General features: G+C 55.2%; 16 protein-coding genes. 7 read left to right on the top strand and 9 right to left on the bottom strand.

The window, feature by feature from the left end:
• The first annotated feature begins 60 nt into the window (after positions 1–60).
• Both CU041_RS15220 and CU041_RS15225 read left to right on the top strand, forming a co-directional pair.
• On the top strand, positions 61–960 hold the full coding sequence (locus CU041_RS15220) for a DMT family transporter (RefSeq protein ID WP_101247559.1): 900 nt from the start codon (positions 61–63) through the stop codon (positions 958–960).
• Between the two features lie 85 nt (positions 961–1,045).
• Positions 1,046–2,083, top strand: a complete 1,038-nt coding sequence (locus tag CU041_RS15225) for a sodium:calcium antiporter (RefSeq protein ID WP_101247560.1) — start codon at positions 1,046–1,048, stop codon at positions 2,081–2,083.
• 47 nt (positions 2,084–2,130) lie between these two features.
• Here CU041_RS15225 and CU041_RS15230 read toward each other — a convergent pair whose 3' ends face one another.
• The 8 genes from CU041_RS15230 to CU041_RS15265 form a co-directional block, all read right to left on the bottom strand.
• Positions 2,131–4,743 (bottom strand): ATP-binding protein, encoded by a 2,613-nt coding sequence (locus tag CU041_RS15230; protein ID WP_101247561.1) that lies wholly within the window; start codon positions 4,741–4,743, stop codon positions 2,131–2,133.
• Between the two features lie 226 nt (positions 4,744–4,969).
• Complete coding sequence (locus tag CU041_RS15235; RefSeq protein ID WP_101247562.1) at positions 4,970–6,973, bottom strand: methyl-accepting chemotaxis protein; 2,004 nt, start codon at positions 6,971–6,973, stop codon at positions 4,970–4,972.
• A 212-nt stretch (positions 6,974–7,185) separates the two neighbouring features.
• A complete protein-coding gene (flhB, locus tag CU041_RS15240) occupies positions 7,186–8,256 on the bottom strand; it encodes a flagellar biosynthesis protein FlhB (protein WP_101247563.1) in 1,071 nt (356 codons plus the stop codon).
• A gap of 50 nt (positions 8,257–8,306) precedes the next feature.
• The gene (gene fliR / locus CU041_RS15245) at positions 8,307–9,071 is read right to left on the bottom strand and encodes a flagellar biosynthetic protein FliR (protein WP_101247564.1); all 765 of its coding nucleotides are present in this window, start codon (positions 9,069–9,071) and stop codon (positions 8,307–8,309) included.
• Positions 9,072–9,118: 47 nt separating this feature from the next.
• On the bottom strand, positions 9,119–9,388 hold the full coding sequence (gene fliQ / locus CU041_RS15250) for a flagellar biosynthesis protein FliQ (protein ID WP_068517466.1): 270 nt from the start codon (positions 9,386–9,388) through the stop codon (positions 9,119–9,121).
• 166 nt (positions 9,389–9,554) lie between these two features.
• Entirely contained in the window at positions 9,555–9,881 is a 327-nt protein-coding gene (fliE, locus tag CU041_RS15255) for a flagellar hook-basal body complex protein FliE (RefSeq protein ID WP_068517465.1), read from the bottom strand.
• 46 nt (positions 9,882–9,927) lie between these two features.
• Positions 9,928–10,335, bottom strand: coding sequence for a flagellar basal body rod protein FlgC (gene flgC / locus CU041_RS15260; protein WP_044829525.1), 408 nt, complete (start codon positions 10,333–10,335; stop codon positions 9,928–9,930).
• 23 nt (positions 10,336–10,358) lie between these two features.
• Positions 10,359–10,760 (bottom strand): flagellar basal body protein, encoded by a 402-nt coding sequence (locus CU041_RS15265; protein ID WP_068517464.1) that lies wholly within the window; start codon positions 10,758–10,760, stop codon positions 10,359–10,361.
• Between the two features lie 281 nt (positions 10,761–11,041).
• Between CU041_RS15265 and csrA the strand changes: the two genes are divergently transcribed.
• From csrA to fliP, 5 genes are all read left to right on the top strand, one after another.
• Positions 11,042–11,320 carry a carbon storage regulator CsrA gene (gene csrA, locus CU041_RS15270; RefSeq protein WP_068517463.1) on the top strand — a complete coding sequence of 93 codons (279 nt, stop codon included), beginning with the start codon at positions 11,042–11,044 and terminating at the stop codon, positions 11,318–11,320.
• A gap of 245 nt (positions 11,321–11,565) precedes the next feature.
• Complete coding sequence (locus tag CU041_RS15275; protein WP_068517462.1) at positions 11,566–11,982, top strand: EscU/YscU/HrcU family type III secretion system export apparatus switch protein; 417 nt, start codon at positions 11,566–11,568, stop codon at positions 11,980–11,982.
• Positions 11,979–12,314, top strand: a complete 336-nt coding sequence (locus CU041_RS15280; protein ID WP_068517461.1) for a hypothetical protein — start codon at positions 11,979–11,981, stop codon at positions 12,312–12,314. The genes CU041_RS15275 and CU041_RS15280 overlap by 4 nt, the downstream gene beginning before the upstream one ends.
• Before the next feature lie 194 nt (positions 12,315–12,508).
• Positions 12,509–12,874 (top strand): FliO/MopB family protein, encoded by a 366-nt coding sequence (locus tag CU041_RS15285; RefSeq protein ID WP_068517460.1) that lies wholly within the window; start codon positions 12,509–12,511, stop codon positions 12,872–12,874.
• 107 nt (positions 12,875–12,981) lie between these two features.
• Entirely contained in the window at positions 12,982–13,689 is a 708-nt protein-coding gene (fliP, locus tag CU041_RS15290; RefSeq protein ID WP_068517636.1) for a flagellar type III secretion system pore protein FliP, read from the top strand.
• Between the two features lie 163 nt (positions 13,690–13,852).
• Here the strand turns inward: fliP and CU041_RS15295 are convergent, their stop codons facing one another.
• On the bottom strand, positions 13,853–15,172 hold the full coding sequence (locus CU041_RS15295; RefSeq protein ID WP_068517459.1) for an SEL1-like repeat protein: 1,320 nt from the start codon (positions 15,170–15,172) through the stop codon (positions 13,853–13,855).
• Positions 15,173–15,199 lie beyond the last annotated feature (27 nt).

A 15,199-nucleotide genomic window follows, 5' to 3' on the forward strand; every position in this document is an offset into this window, starting at 1 on the left:
CGTCAACATCGCCTGCGCATCAACAAAGGATGCCCACGCCCCGTTTTAAGTGCATCACAAATGAAACCAGGGGATATCGCCCGCTATCTGTTCCTTGCCGTCGTGTGGGGACTTTCGTTTCTTGTCGTCGTAAAGGTTGTTGATGCCTTTGGCTGGGTCGGGGCGGTAACATTCCGCGCCCTGATTGCGGCCGGGTCGCTTTACCTGGTTGCGAGGCTTTGCCGCCGCAAACTTGATTTCAGTGCGGGCTGGCGGCCCTTTGCCATTGTCGGAGCGACCACCGTTGCCGGACAGCTGATCGGGTTGTCCTATGCAGCACCGCGCATCGGAACGGCGATGACGGCGATATTTGTTGCGGCTATTCCGCTTTTTTCCATGATCATCAGCCAGTTCTGGGGCATTGAACGCGCAAGCAAACAAGGTTTCGCCGGTCTGGCACTTGGCATTGGCGGGATTGTGCTTCTGGTCGGGTTTCCCGCGGTTGCCGTCACACCGGAATTTGTCCTTGGCTGCGTGGCATCGATCCTGTCGGCCCTGTGCGCGGCCTTTGGCAGCAATTATGCCAGCCGTCATTTGCGCCAAAGCGGCAACTGGGAAACCACAATCGGTGCATTTCTGTTTGGCGGGATTGTGACCTTGCCGATGATCTTTGCCGTGCCACTTGAACGCATTCCGGTTGCCATGGACTATTTATATCTGGTCATTGCCGCCTGTTTGATGAGTGTTTGCACCTATATCGTCTATTTCCGGCTGGTGGCATCAATCGGCCCGACCCGCGCGATCAGTGTCGAATTTCTGGTTACCGTGATTGCGGTGCTGATCGGTGCCACGGCATTGGGCGAAAGGCTTTCGGCCATGCAGCTTGTCGGCGGGATCACGATCATGGCCGGATGTGCGCTTGTTCTTAATCTTTTACCGGCCTGGATGCGGCCGCGGCAAAGCGTTCCTGAAATCCCCTGAGCCAACGCAAAGAGAGCAGCCGGGGAACAAGCTACCCTGTCGGAAGTTACACATTGTAGTCTTCTTTGATCACGGAAAGCATTGCATGCCCTTTGACCTTGGTCAGCAGTCGCTCGGCGTTATTGTCGCGACCTTTACGGTCTGCACATTGATCATCATTTTTGCCGGTACCCGACTGGCCAGCATTGCCGTCAAACTGGCTGAACGCACCGGCATGGGACAAATCATCGCCGGTGCCCTGTTTGTTGGCATGTCCACCAGCCTGCCGGGCAGCGTGTTATCTGTGACCACCGCCTGGCAGGGACATACCGATCTTGCCATTGGCAATGCGCTTGGCGGGATTGCTGCCCAGACGACGTTTCTGGCGATTGCCGATCTGTTTTATCGCAAAGGCAATCTTGAACATGCCGCGGCCAGCGCCACCGGCCTTGCCCAGACCACCCTTTTGCTCAGCATGCTGTCCTTGCCGCTTCTGGCCTATGCCGGGCCGGACTGGATGATTTTTCACATTCACCCGGCATCCATCCTGCTTCTGGTGATCTATCCGCTTGGCCTTAATCTTTTATCGGCGATCCGTGATGAACCGATGTGGCTTCCCAAGAAAACCGATCTGACCGAAGAAGACGCCAAACATGACAGCGCCGATACCCACCCCGAAAGCACCGCGCGACTGTGGGGCGAATTCCTTGCCTTTGCGCTTGTAACAGCCGTTGCCGGCCACATTATCGGTCAGGCCGGGCTTGCGATTGTTGCCGTGACAGATATCAGCGAAACCGCTGTTGGCACCTTCCTGACCGCAATTTCAACGTCCTTCCCGGAATTTGTCTCTGCAATTGCCGCGGTTCGCATGGGGGCGGTCAATCTGGCGGTTGGGGACATTATCGGCGGCAACGCCTTTGACGTGCTGTTTCTGGCGGCATCAGACATCGCCTATCGCGAAGGATCAATCTATGCGGCCTTTAGCCAACAGCACGTCTTTACCATCGCACTGGTCATATTGATGAGCGGGGTGTTGCTGTTGGGGATGCTCAACCGCGAACGGCGCGGCATTGCCAATATCGGCTGGGAAAGCTTTGTGGTACTGGCCCTTTACGGGGCGTCGGCATTTTATCTTGCGGGATGATCATCCGGTCACCCAGCGACAATAATGCCGCCTGGTCGGCCAAAACCTTACAGGACTTCCTTGACCTTGGTCGCCAGATCCTTGAGCGAGAAGGGCTTGGGCAGGAAGTGAACACCGTTTTCTTCGTCCAGTTCGTCGCGATAGGTATCTTCGGCGTAACCGGAAATGAAGATGACTTTGAGTTCGGGTTTCTTTTCGCGCAGCATACGCACAAGTGTCGGGCCATCGATACCCGGCATTACGACATCGGAAATCACCAGATCAATCGTCTTGTCGGTGTTATTCAGGACCTCAAGCGCGTTGTCGCCGTTATTGGCTTCAAGCACGTCATAGCCCTTGCTGCGCAGGGCGCGCGCGCCGAATGTGCGCACGGCATCCTCATCCTCGACCAGAAGGATCGCACCGGTTCCGGTCAGATCGCGTGACGGGGCTTCTTCGGTGACGGCCTGGGTTTCGGCAAGTTCCTGTTCGGTTGCCTCATAGCGCGGCAGATAGATGGTAAAGGTCGTGCCTTTGCCTTCTTCGCTGTTGACCGCAATAAAGCCGCCGGTCTGTTTGACGATGCCATAAACCGTCGAAAGACCAAGACCCGTTCCCTCGCCGCGTTGCTTGGTCGAGAAGAAGGGTTCGAAAATCCGCGTCAGGTTGTCCTTGGGGATACCGATGCCGGTATCGGTGACCTTGATGCCGATATAATCGCCCGGCGGGATGATTTCGGTGCCGGTTGCGGTCGGTTCATCAACAATTTCGCTGCTGGTCTGAACCGTCAAAGTCCCGCCTTCGCCGGCCATGGCATCGCGCGCATTGACGACAAGGTTAATGATCACCTGATCAAGCTGGCCCGGATCGACCTTTACCAGACCGATATCGCGCCCGTGACTGACCTTGAGATCGATCTTCTCGCCGATCAGGCGGCGCAGCAGGTTCGACATTTCAGCCAGTGCATCGGTGATATTGATGATTTTCGGCTGAAGGGTCTGACGACGCGAGAACGCCAAAAGCTGCCGGACAAGGTTGGCAGCACGGTTGGCATTCTGTTTGATCTGCATGATGTCGGCAAAGCTCGGATCACCCGGCCCGTGGCGCGACAACAACAGATCACAGAACCCGATCATCGCCGTCAGAAGGTTGTTGAAATCATGCGCCACCCCGCCGGCAAGCTGACCGACAGCCTGCATTTTCTGGGACTGGGCAAATTGTTCCTCAAGATTCTTCTGTTCGGTCGTATCAAGGAAGTTCAGAAGCAACGCGCCTGCTTCGCCCGAACGACCCGCAACCCGTTGCAGATAAATCTGGGCCGCAACGCCGCGCGCGCCGGCAAGACGGGCTTCGATCTGACCGCCCTTGCCCATGCCCATCACGGCCTTGGACAGATAACGCGCCACTTCGTCACGGTCTTCGGGAACAATCAGTTCAAGGATCGAACGCCCGACCACATTGGCATGGTTCTGCCCGGCGGTTTCGATAAAGGCGCGGTTGGCATCGGTAACTGTGCCCGACATGTCGGCCAGAACAATCGAAAGCGGGCTTTCATCAAAGAACCAGCGCACCCGGCGTTCGGTTTCGGCCAGCGCATGTTCCCATTCATGAGCGGGCATCGGATCAGGGAAGATCACGGCCTGACTGCGGACCGGACCAGTGCCCGGCGCATTGATCGAATGGGTGACAAAGCACCGGATCGGTTCGCCCCCGGCAACCTTGAATTTGACCTCGCCATTGATACCGTCACCAACGATAAGGTCGGCCAGTTCCACGGTGCCGTTATTGAAGTCTTCGGGTTCACCGCCAAGCCAGCTTGCCAGACGGCGGTTGAGATAAAGAATACGGCCTTCTTCATCAAGGCCACAGACCCCGACCGGCAGCCGTTCGATCATCTGATCGGCATGTTCAAAGCCGCCAGCGGCCGCCGAAACCGGAAGATTGGCAACAAGGTCGGGTGCCACCGGTGCCGAAAGCGCGAATGCAGACGGGCTTTCACCCGATGGCAACAACATCGATGCATCGGCATCCGCCATTACGGACGGATCAACACCGTCAACAGTCCATAACATCTGACCGGCACGTGCATTGGCCTCGGCCACGGAAATGCGCAAACAGGTTGCCCGGGATGATGTTTTATCATCCGAAGCCGCGTCATCACCGGGGGCGGGATTTTCGGCCCCGTCAGTTGCCGGGGCTTGCGTTTCACCATCGGGCTGGCTTGCAAATTTTTCAGAACGCGACAGATCGACAAACATCTGCCCGCCTTCACCGCGCATCGCACGGGTGCGCAGTTCGGCAAGTTCTTCACTGCCGATGCCGAGGAAGGACAGGCGCGCTTCCAGCGCAGAAAGCATGTCCGATCCGGCTTCGATACCAAGTTTGGATGAAAAGGCCGGATTGGCATAGATCGTCCGGCCATAGGCATCAATCAGCGCAACGCCGATATCGGAATTGGCAAACCCGGAAATCAGCGGACCAAGGCCATCATGCCCACCATTGCGAAGCTTTGCCGAAAGCGTAAGCGATGCCACGGCGACCACGGCCACACCGGTGACCATAGCCCCGATGATCCACATCAGGCGCGCATCAAGCCCTGCCTTTGCCAACACGTCCATCAGGACGAAGACAAACGCAACGAATGCGACACTTACAGCAAGGATGAGCCCCCGAAACAGCACGCGACCGCCTTTAACGACAATAACTTAACAAAATAGTCTATACTTTTAGCTGCTTATCGCCTGACTGGCTACCGGCAAGTTTATCGTCCATCACGCCGCCCGGCAATCGCGACAAAACAGCCCGCAATTCCCGCCAGATACGTGAAAGGCAGGAACCGGAATTGGCCCTGCCTTTCACAACGTAAATCCAGGCGCATTTATCGGGCGCCAGTCATTTGAAGCCGGCTTAACGGCTCAGACGTTTGACCTGCGCTTCGTCAAGCTTGGATCCATCGAACTCGACACTGACGCCTTCTTCGCTGACATTGCGGACGATTGCGCGCACGGGGCTATTGATGCCGGGCAGTTCAACCTCGATCTTCGTACCCGAAGCGATACTGTCATTGCACACAAGCATCGCCCCGCGTTCCGAAATGTTTTCAAGACGTGCTTTTGACGCCTTGCCACCAAACCGGACGGAAACTTCCTGCGAAGACGGATGACGTTTTGAGCTACGGCGATCAACATCAGCGGTCGAAGTCCTGACAACCTCAACCAGTACATTACGCAAATCACGGACGGCAACAGCAACCTGTTCGGAGAGCGTACCGACTTCGGAAGCCAAACGACCGGTTCCAGACGCCTCTTCGGACACCTCGTTAATCCGGCTGGAAACTTCACGGGAAGCAGCCGCCGTTTCATTCACGTTACGCGCGATTTCAGAGGTCGCAGCACTCTGTTCTTCAACAGCAGCGGCAATCGCGGTCGAGACTTCATCCATCTCGTGGATTTTCTCGGCAATTGTTGCCACTGCGGTCACGGCAGAATCCGTCACCGCCTGAATTTCAGCAATCTGGCGGGTGATTTCATCGGTCGAACGGCTGGTCTGGGTCGCGAGGTTTTTGACTTCCTGCGCCACAACAGCAAAGCCCTTACCGGCGTCACCGGCACGGGCGGCCTCGATGGTTGCGTTAAGAGCAAGCAGGTTGGTCTGTTCGGCAATGCCGGAAATCAGTTCAACCACTTCGCCGATACCGCGCACGCTGTCAGCCAGTTGCGAAACAGTCGCTTCCGTCGAACGACTGGCCTCAACGGCATCTTCGCTGACCCGGTTGGCACGCGAAATCTGATTATTGATTTCACCAAGTGAAGAATTCAGCTCTTCACCCGCACCGGCAACTGCCTCAACGGTAGCCAATGCCTGCTCGGACGCAGCAGCCACGGTCTGGGAATTGCCCTGAACAAGATCAGCAGAGCTCGACATCCGCTGGGCGGCTTCGGCGAGTTCGCCAGTCTGACCCGAAATGGTATCAACAACGCGACGGGTTTCACTTTCAACCCGCTCCGCCATCTCGCGCAGCGATTTACGACGCTGTTCTTCGGATTCCAGTCGATCGGCTTCCTGCTGTTCGCGCATTTTCAGGTTATTCAAGCCTGTCTCGCGGAACACATGCATGACACGCACCAGATCGCCGACTTCGTCATTGCGCTCAGACTTTGACAGTTTGACATCAAACTTGCCGTCAGCCAGTTGCGCCAATGTAGTGACACTTTCGGCCACTGGCGCCGAAATGCGACGGTGCATAACCCAGGCAATCAATGCGCAAACGATGATAGAGGCAATCGTCACCGCAGTGGTCAGCACAAAGACCGACTCAACGTTGCTTTCAAGCCCCTTCAGCTTGTCAACAAGGGTGGTTTCAATAGACCGGCTATAGGTATCGGTAAGTTCGACCGCTGCCTCGAGTGCGTCGGCAAGACGGGCTGCCGTTGCATCAAAGTCACCCATGATCTTGTTGCCGACTTCCGGGCCACCATCAATATAGCCTTGGGCCATTCTTTTGCCGGTGGCGTAATAATCGGGGAATGCGGCCTCAATCTGCTCAAGGGCGGCCAGAAGTTCGGTCTGACCAAGCTTCTTACTGAGCGCCTTTGAAGTTGCGAGGTTTTCGGCAAGACCTTGCGCGGCGGCTTCGGCCTCGTCAAAACCATCATTCAGTCCATCAAGCCCGCGCGTTGCCGAAATATCGGTCAGCCATTGCTGCACCTGAATGACGTTGTAGCGCGCACGCTCAATCGCCTTGATGAGATTCGGCACATCCGTACTGACCACAACACCGATCTGAGCAGCCTCGTGAGTCGCTTGCCGACTCTGACTATTGACCACACCTATACCAACGGCCACAGCAATCAGCATGACGACGATGATCGCATTTGAAAGGGCGATCTGCCCGGCAATCCTCAATTTCATCAAGGTATTCCTATTCGCAAAAGCAAAGATATAAAAGACTGGATCAAACTTGAATCGCCATACGTATAGTGTCGGTAACACGTAATGGGAACCATTAATTTTAAAATACTACCAAAGCGGCAGTTGCATATTGATCTAGATCGTTGCAATCAAAAATTATTAAAAGGTTTCAATGGGGTGTTTTGCGGGATTTATTCGGCTAAAGAAGCCAATTATCCCAGTTTTTTGCCGCGTTGGCGGAACACGAACGAAATGATCTCGGCAACCGCTTTGTAATGTTCCGGCGGGATTTCCTGATCAATCTCGACGGTTGCAAAAAGCGCACGGGCTACCGGCGGGTTTTCCATGATCGTGATGTCATGTTCTTCGGCGACCTCACGAATTTTAAGCGCGACATTGTCCTGCCCCTTGGCGATGCACATCGGTGCACCCATGGTATCGATGTCATATTGCAGGGCGACGGCAAAGTGCGTCGGGTTGGTGATGACCACGTCGGCCTTGGGCACGCTTGACATCATGCGCTGCTGGGCGCGCTCCATCCTGATCTGGCGGACCTTCGCCTTGATCTCGGGACTACCTTCGGTCTGCTTGTATTCGTCCTTGATCTCCTGCTTGGACATTTTCATCTGTTTGTTGAACTCGTATCGCTGATAGGCGAAATCGAGCCCGGCAATCACCGCCGTCAGTGAAATCGTCGCGATCAGCAGGATCACGATCATGTCGTAAAGCCGTTCAAGGGTCAGCCCCAGCGACATCTGGGGATAGAGTTCGATATCAAGCATTTCTGGCATGATGACCAATGCCAGAACTACCCCGACCAGAACGATCTTGCTGACATTCTTGACAAATTCGACCAGCGTCTTGAGAGAAAACTGGTTTTTCAGCCCGTTCAGGGGATTGAGCTTGTCGGGTTTGGGTTCGATACGTTCAACCGCAACAACGATGCCGTTTTGCACCAGATGCCCGGCCGCGGCAAAAAACACCAGCAGCACAAACGGAATGCCCAGCACCCAGAGCATGCCGATAATGATATCCTTGAACAAAAGAGGCAGCCCGGCATCCGACACATCATACATGTGCGGATGTTCGATAAAACCGACGGCAAGATCACGGACGCTTTCGGCCATGGTCGGGCCCATCATCACCGTAACCAGACCACCACCAAACAACAGCATGAAGTTGCCGACTTCCTTGGAAACCGGCACCTGACCCTTTTTTCGGGCATCCTCAAGCTTTTTACTTGTGGGGTCTTCTGTCTTTTGGCTGTCGTCTTCTTCTGCCATTGGCTAACCCGTGCTTGGCGGACAGTCGCGCTTTGCTGCGCATCACCGCCCTAGGGATTGAGAAACGCCTCAAGCCCGTTCTCGAAATAACCGAGATAGACCATCATCATGGATGGCAGGGCCAAGGTCAACAGAAGCAAGGCCAGCGCGATCTGAATCGGCATGGCCACAAAGAATACCGGCAATTGCGGCATCAGCTTGTTCAGCAAGCCGAGCGCAATCTGCAAGCAGATCGCCACAATCAGAAACGGCGCGGATAACTGGGCGGCGATGATGAAGCTGTCATTGAGCGCATTGGCGAAAAATTCGCTCATATCCCCGACCGGCAGCACCCCGCCCGGCGGAAACAGTGAATAGCTTTCAAAAACCGCCTGGATCATCAGATGATCCATCCCGGTCGCAAACAGCAAAACCAGCCCGACCTGCATCAGGAAATTGCCGGTTACCGCACTTTGCGCCCCCGATAACGGATCGGCGGTAAAGGCGTTTGCCATTGATGACAAATAGGCAATGATCGACCCGGCAGTCTGAAGCCCGGCCATCATGACCTGACCAAACAGGCCAAAGAACAAGCCCACCGTAACCTCATAACCGATAAACAGCAAAAGCGACGGCGCATCGGCCGGTTGCGGCGGGAAAAGCGGCCCTGCCAGCGGCGAGATGACCACCGCAACCCAAAAGGCGAAAATCAACCGCGCGCGCGCCGGAACCGTGCGTGCCCCGATGCCCGGCATAAAGGCAAAGGCCGCCCCGACCCTGGCAAATGCCATCAGGACAACATAGACATTAAGAGTAAGAATCTCCTGAAGATCCATATGTCTTCGACCGCCTTACATCAACGCGTCAGCCCGGCGTTTCGCCGCTAATTGGGCAGGCCAATGAAATGGTCCACCATACGCCCCATGAATTCGGTCATTTCCGTAATCATCCAGGGCAGCAACACCAGAAGTGCAATGAAAATCACAAGGATTTTCGGAACGAAGGTCAGGGTCATTTCCTGAATCTGTGTCAGGGCCTGAAACAGCGCGATGATCAGACCAACCCCAAGCGCAATCAACATCAGCGGTGTGGTCACCTTCAGCAGCGTCCATACTGCATCATAGGCCACATCCATGATTTCAGCTTGATCCATTGGTCTTCCCGCCTTCACATTCACGCAGTACCTTGAAGTACCACTGTTATTCATACAGGATTTGGCAAGGCCATTGCCATGATTTCCTGATCGGCAAACCGGTATCGGCAAACAAAAAACCGCACGAATGACGTGCGGTTTCGTTATCAGGCCGGGATCACAGGGATCAGACCGGCATGTTCAGGATGCTCTGATATGCTTCCACAGCCTTGTCACGGACCGAGACCACCGTGCGCAGGGTGACTTCGGCGGCCGAAACGGCGGTCACCACTTCATGAAGTTCCGCATCCCCGGTAATGGCCTTCTGGGTCATCTGTTCGCTATTGACCATGGTTGCGTGGGCATCATGTGCCGCACCGCGTACCATGTCGGCAAAACTTTCCCCCGGGTTCACCTTCGTGCCGGTGCCGGTTACGGTTTCCGCAACGGTATTGGTCTTGCCCGCAGCCGCATTGCGGTAGGCAGAAATGGCATCGTTGAAGCTGGAGACCATGAGTATCAATCCTTAAACTTCTTCAGTCCTGCTTGATATCGCGTGCTTACTGCAGAATATCAAGGGTCTTGAGCAACATGCTGCGCGATGACTGGATCACATTGAGGTTGGCCTCATAAGACCGCTGGGCTTCGCGCATATCCATCATTTCGACAAGCGTTTCAACATTCGGGGTCTGAACATAGCCCTGATCGTTGGCTGCCGGATGGCTTGGTTCGTATTTCATACCAAAATCGGAACGGTCTGGCATTACCTTATTGACCTTGACCATTTCAACACCGACTTCGCGGTCCATGACATTCTTGAACGTCAGAAGCTTGCGGCGGTACGGGTCCTGGCCCGGTGCGGTCGGAAGGCTGTCGGCGTTGGCAACGTTTTCCGCTGCAATGCGCAGACGGGTACCCTGGGCACGCATGCCAGCAGCAGAGATTTTGAAAGCCTTGTAAAGTTCCATGTTTCTAACTCTCTATGCTTGGATTACACGCGGCCAAGGGCCGAAATGAACATTGATTTCTGTTTGGCATACAGACGGGTCATGGTCTGATAATCGACCTGGTTCTCGTTCATCTTGACCATCTGTTCTTCAAGGATGACGGCGTTTTTGCCCGGTGCGACTTCGTAGTTCTTGCGCACTTCCTCGTCCTTGAAGTTCTGCGGTTTGTTCAGACCCTGGCTGTGGCCCGGCGTGGTCGCCTGCATGGCCAGAATGAACTGGCGGTCACGGCCGATATTGTCCGGATCGAATTTCTTGAGATCATTGGCGCGGTAGTTCGGCGTATCGGAGTTGGCGATATTCTGCGCAATGACTTCCTGGCGCTGGGTGAGCCAGTCCATCTTTTCCTTGAGATTGGCGAACATGCCAAGTTTGCCGATATCCATTTCCTGCTCCTTGTCTGCGCTTTCGAGTATTGATCGCGCGGGTAAAGCCGACGTTAACGCCATCGCCCTGATCGGGGCCCGATCGCCCGGACGGTTGATTTTGCCGCCCCTGATGATCCTGCCAAATGAAATGCATGAAGCGTGCCAAAGAATGAAAGTGCTTTGAAATCCCCCGGATTGCGGGCAATTGACGGCGGGTACTAGACCCCGCGTTTGAAAGCAGGCATATTGTGACCGATCTGGCAAATTGAGGTTGCCATCTATCGAAACCGGGACACTGTATGCTCTATCTCACACGAAAAGTCGGCGACTCCGTTGTCATTGACGACAATATCGAAGTCACCGTCGTTGAGGTCCGTGGCAAGACCGTCAAGCTTGGCTTTACTTTCCCCGAAGATGTTCAGGTTCTTCGACGCGAACTTTATGACCGTATTCAGGAAGAAAACCGTTCGGCTGCGGTCAGCGAAGACATCATCCGCCATCTCGGAGGATCAAACAGTCCTGCCAAGGGCAGCAGCGACAAGGAATCAGATACCGACGAGAATGTTGGTAACAGCTGATTAATCCACGCAATGCCGGGATGTCCGGCGCGCAAGACAAACATATCGCCTGATTTCAGGCACCGTCATCTTCCAGGCAGGTAGCCCGGATATTGACCTTCATCTCGCTCTCACTTGGCATTTATCACTGATTTTGTTGTGGCTGGCGATCTGCTGTGCCGACAACGATTTGTTGACCATCTTTGATCTATGGTCGACGCTTGATCATGACAGCCAGGCACCTGTGTCCTGAATTGAAGGGCCTTATGAGCGGGAAAAAGCCCACCTATGACATTACCGATACACCGGCAAGCAAGACGGAAAATCTTGCCGCACCGGGCGAGCACGGCCAGAAGGCCGTCGCACTTCGGTATGCCCATGGGCGTGACAATGCCCCCATATTAAGTGCCAAGGGCGAAGGCAGCGTTGCGGAACAGATCTTGCAAGTCGCCTTTGCCAACGGGATCAAGGTCCGCAAGGATACGGATCTGACGGAAATTCTGATGGCCGTGGATGTCGACAGCGAAATCCCGCTGGAGGCCTTTGCCGCGGTCGCGGAAATTCTGAACTATATTTACCGGATCAACCGCATTTACGGTGGTTCGTCACGCAGCCAGACCGAGCCGAAAGACGAGGTCGCGGCAACGACATCATTTGATCGCAACGGGGAAGGCCAATCATGAGCCCTGAACAATTCAAGCCCGATCAGTTCAAGAAAGATCTCAAGCGCGTTCTGTCCCTGATCCGGACCGGGCAGCGTTATCTGGAAGACGGCAAGGTTGTCGAACTTTCGGCCCTTGAACACCGGATTGCCGATCTGTGTGATCAGGCCCGCGCGATGGGAACCGAGCAACGCCGTGAAATTGCCCCGTTGCTGGCGGCTCTGACCGATGAACTGGGCCAGCTCGAAAGCAACATGCAGCAGGAATATTCCGATATTCAACGTCAGCTGCGCGGCATCAGCAACACCGCACAGGCAACAAATGCCTATGCACAGGCTGCACGCACGAAATAACCGCTATCAGGCCGCGAAAAGTCCGCCAAAGGACTGATTTCAAACGGCCCGGCCAAGCCATTTGTGCCGATGGCAACTTGCCTGCGTGCAAGGGGCACGGTAAACAGAATGATCAAAGGCTGCCAATGGTCATGATATGGCCCGGCTGCCGGGCCTGATGGCCTTTACAGGGTGTTGACGGGGAAAGATACCTGATGGAATTAAGCGCCTATTACCGGTTTGTTGCCGCCTTGGTCTTTGTGCTGGGGATTATCGGTATATTCGCGCTGGTGGCGCGGCGCATCATCCCCGGTGCGCGTAACATCAACCGGCGCGGGGCAAAGCGCCGGCTTTCGGTGGTCGAAGTTGTTCCCGTTGATACCAAAAGACGACTGGTTCTGTTGCGGCGTGATGACACCGAACATCTGGTGATGCTTGGCCCACAAGGCGATACCGTAATTGAACGCAATATCGGCACACATTTTGTCGATCTGATTGATAGCGACATAGCCCCCGATCACACCACCGACAGCAACAGCACACAGGATTCCGATCCCAACGACAGGAAAAACCCTGCATGAACCGCACCGAGCAACATTCCCAGTCAACCCCCGCCCCGCGTCCGGCCAAAACCGGATGGCGCGCGCCGCGCTGGTTGACGTTGTGTGCGATCTGGTCACTGATCCCCATGATCGCATTGCTTGCCGGTGGCGACACGGTTCAGGCCCAGACATTCAATTTTGATCTGGGCGATGGACCGGGGGTTACATCCTCCGGGCGCTTGATCCAGCTGATCGGCCTGATCACGGTTCTGAGCATCGCCCCGGCCATCCTGATGATGGTGACGTCCTTTACCCGTATCATCGTGGTCCTGAGTTTGCTCAGAACGGCATTGGGTATTCAGCAATCCCCGCCCAACCAGGTTCTGATCAGTCTGGCGATGTTTTTGACTCTGTTCATCATGATGCCGACCCTTGAACGCGTCTGGGACGAGGGGCTGGAACCGATGATCAATGGCAATATTGACGAATTCGAAGGGTTCGAACGGTCCGTCAAACCGGTTCATGATTTCATGATGACGCAAGTTCGCGAACGCGATCTTCAGCTGTTTGTCAATCTGGCCGGGGTTGAAGTCACGACACCCGAAACCATTCCGTTGCGGTCGCTGATCCCGGCCTTCATGATCAGTGAATTGCGTCGCGCCTTTGAAATCGGCTTCCTGTTATTCATCCCGTTCCTGATCATCGATATGGTGGTGGCCAGTATCCTGATGTCGATGGGCATGATGATGTTGCCCCCGGTCATCATTTCCCTGCCCTTCAAGCTGATTTTCTTTGTGATGGTTGATGGCTGGTATCTGATTGCCGGATCGCTGGTCGAAAGTTTCGGCCGTTAGCGGGCGCATAGCCCCTGCCAACCACAGACAAGAACCGGAATTATAAAAGCCGCCAAGCACAAGCTGGCGGCTTTTTTACGGGCTTTGCCCATTGGTTCCCTAGACTCAGGCACTCCGGCTTTTGCCAGATGGCGGTGCGCACAACGTCAGTGTGCGAAACCTGTCAGGACCGCCGTTTTGCAGCCTTGAACACATCCTGTTCAAGCGGCTTCAGGCCAAAGCTGCCCCGGCGCGGACCCGGGTTGTCGGCAACAAACTTTTCGGCGATCTGGCGTTCGCGTTCGGTCATGCGGGCATGGATCGCGCCCATTTCACGCTGGGCCTGACTGCCTTCGGTCGGTGAGGACATGCGCAGCCAGTAATAAGCCAGAATATTATCCTGCTCGACACCGCTTCCGATCGCATAAAGCCGACCAAGTGCGGCCTGACCATTCGACGATCCCTTACGCGCGGCACGTTCATACCAGCTTGCAGATCGCGCCATATCGACCGGCACACCAAGGCCATGTTCATACATGACCCCGATCAGGTGATAGCCGCCCGGATGGCCAAGTTCGGCAAGATCCATGGCAAGATCAAGCGCACTAGCATAATCGGGTTCGCGGTGCGGCACCCCAAAGATCAGGATTTGCGTCATCTGATATTTCGCAGATGCATCGCCCTGATCACAGGCATTCATCAACATCGTCCAGCCCCGGTTGAACAGTTTCAGTTCCGGGGAATGACAGAAATACATCGCAAGATTGGCCTGCGCATAGGCATCGCCTTCGCTTGCGGCCAGTTCAAACCAGCTGATGCTTTCGGCAATATTGCGTTCCGCACCAAGCCCGACCCCCAGCGCATAGCCAAGGGCGGATGCGGCTTCAATGCTGCCGGCACGGGCGGCACGCATGTTGAATTCAAATGACTTGGCCGGATCACGGTTCACACCGCGCCCTTCAAGATAAAGATAGGCAAGAACACTGGCCGCGGACGGATCGTTCAGATCGCTTGCGCGCTCGAAATATTCGATGGCCTTTTCATCATCCTGGGCAACGCCCCAGCCATTGAGATAGCAAACACCAAGATTATAAAGGGCTGCAACCGATCCGTATTCGATGGCTTCTTCGAACCAGTGCGCGGCGGTTTCGGCATTTTCCTGAACACCAAGGCCCTTGGCATAAAGATAGCCAAGATTGTTGGCCGAAATCGGTTCGCCCGATGATGCTTCTTCGTGGAACCAGTAAGCCGCTTCGCGGTACCATTGCTGGCCTTCGCCAAGGTCTTCGGAAACCCCGAGTCCCTTGCTGCGCATATAGCCATAGCAAACGGCGGCAAACGCACGGCTTTGACGGTGAATCTGGTCAAGAATACGACGGGTCGCGGACTCGTCACGCGGCATGCCATCGCCCTGAAAATGCTTTTGGGCAAGCGAAAGCTGCGCGAAAATGTCCTTTTCGACATTCGCCTCATCGTAATAGACCATTTTAAGAGCACGATCCATCACAGCACGACACTCGCAATCACACGT

The organism is Thalassospira povalilytica, from assembly GCF_002844235.1.
GTDB lineage: Bacteria > Pseudomonadota > Alphaproteobacteria > Rhodospirillales > Thalassospiraceae > Thalassospira > Thalassospira povalilytica.

Bases quoted from the DNA above. Each gene is read 5' to 3' on its own strand.
- CU041_RS15220 (WP_101247559.1), top strand. From the start codon at position 61: ATGAAACCAGGGGATATCGCCCGCTATCTGTTCCTTGCCGTCGTGTGG.
- CU041_RS15225 (WP_101247560.1), top strand. From the start codon at position 1,046: ATGCCCTTTGACCTTGGTCAGCAGTCGCTCGGCGTTATTGTCGCGACC.
- CU041_RS15235 (WP_101247562.1), bottom strand. From the start codon at position 6,973: ATGAAATTGAGGATTGCCGGGCAGATCGCCCTTTCAAATGCGATCATC.
- flhB (WP_101247563.1), bottom strand. From the start codon at position 8,256: ATGGCAGAAGAAGACGACAGCCAAAAGACAGAAGACCCCACAAGTAAA.
- fliR (WP_101247564.1), bottom strand. From the start codon at position 9,071: ATGGATCTTCAGGAGATTCTTACTCTTAATGTCTATGTTGTCCTGATG.
- fliQ (WP_068517466.1), bottom strand. From the start codon at position 9,388: ATGGATCAAGCTGAAATCATGGATGTGGCCTATGATGCAGTATGGACG.
- fliE (WP_068517465.1), bottom strand. From the start codon at position 9,881: ATGGTCTCCAGCTTCAACGATGCCATTTCTGCCTACCGCAATGCGGCT.
- flgC (WP_044829525.1), bottom strand. From the start codon at position 10,335: ATGGAACTTTACAAGGCTTTCAAAATCTCTGCTGCTGGCATGCGTGCC.
- CU041_RS15265 (WP_068517464.1), bottom strand. From the start codon at position 10,760: ATGGATATCGGCAAACTTGGCATGTTCGCCAATCTCAAGGAAAAGATG.
- csrA (WP_068517463.1), top strand. From the start codon at position 11,042: ATGCTCTATCTCACACGAAAAGTCGGCGACTCCGTTGTCATTGACGAC.
- CU041_RS15275 (WP_068517462.1), top strand. From the start codon at position 11,566: ATGAGCGGGAAAAAGCCCACCTATGACATTACCGATACACCGGCAAGC.
- CU041_RS15280 (WP_068517461.1), top strand. From the start codon at position 11,979: ATGAGCCCTGAACAATTCAAGCCCGATCAGTTCAAGAAAGATCTCAAG.
- CU041_RS15285 (WP_068517460.1), top strand. From the start codon at position 12,509: ATGGAATTAAGCGCCTATTACCGGTTTGTTGCCGCCTTGGTCTTTGTG.
- fliP (WP_068517636.1), top strand. From the start codon at position 12,982: ATGATCGCATTGCTTGCCGGTGGCGACACGGTTCAGGCCCAGACATTC.
- CU041_RS15295 (WP_068517459.1), bottom strand. From the start codon at position 15,172: ATGGATCGTGCTCTTAAAATGGTCTATTACGATGAGGCGAATGTCGAA.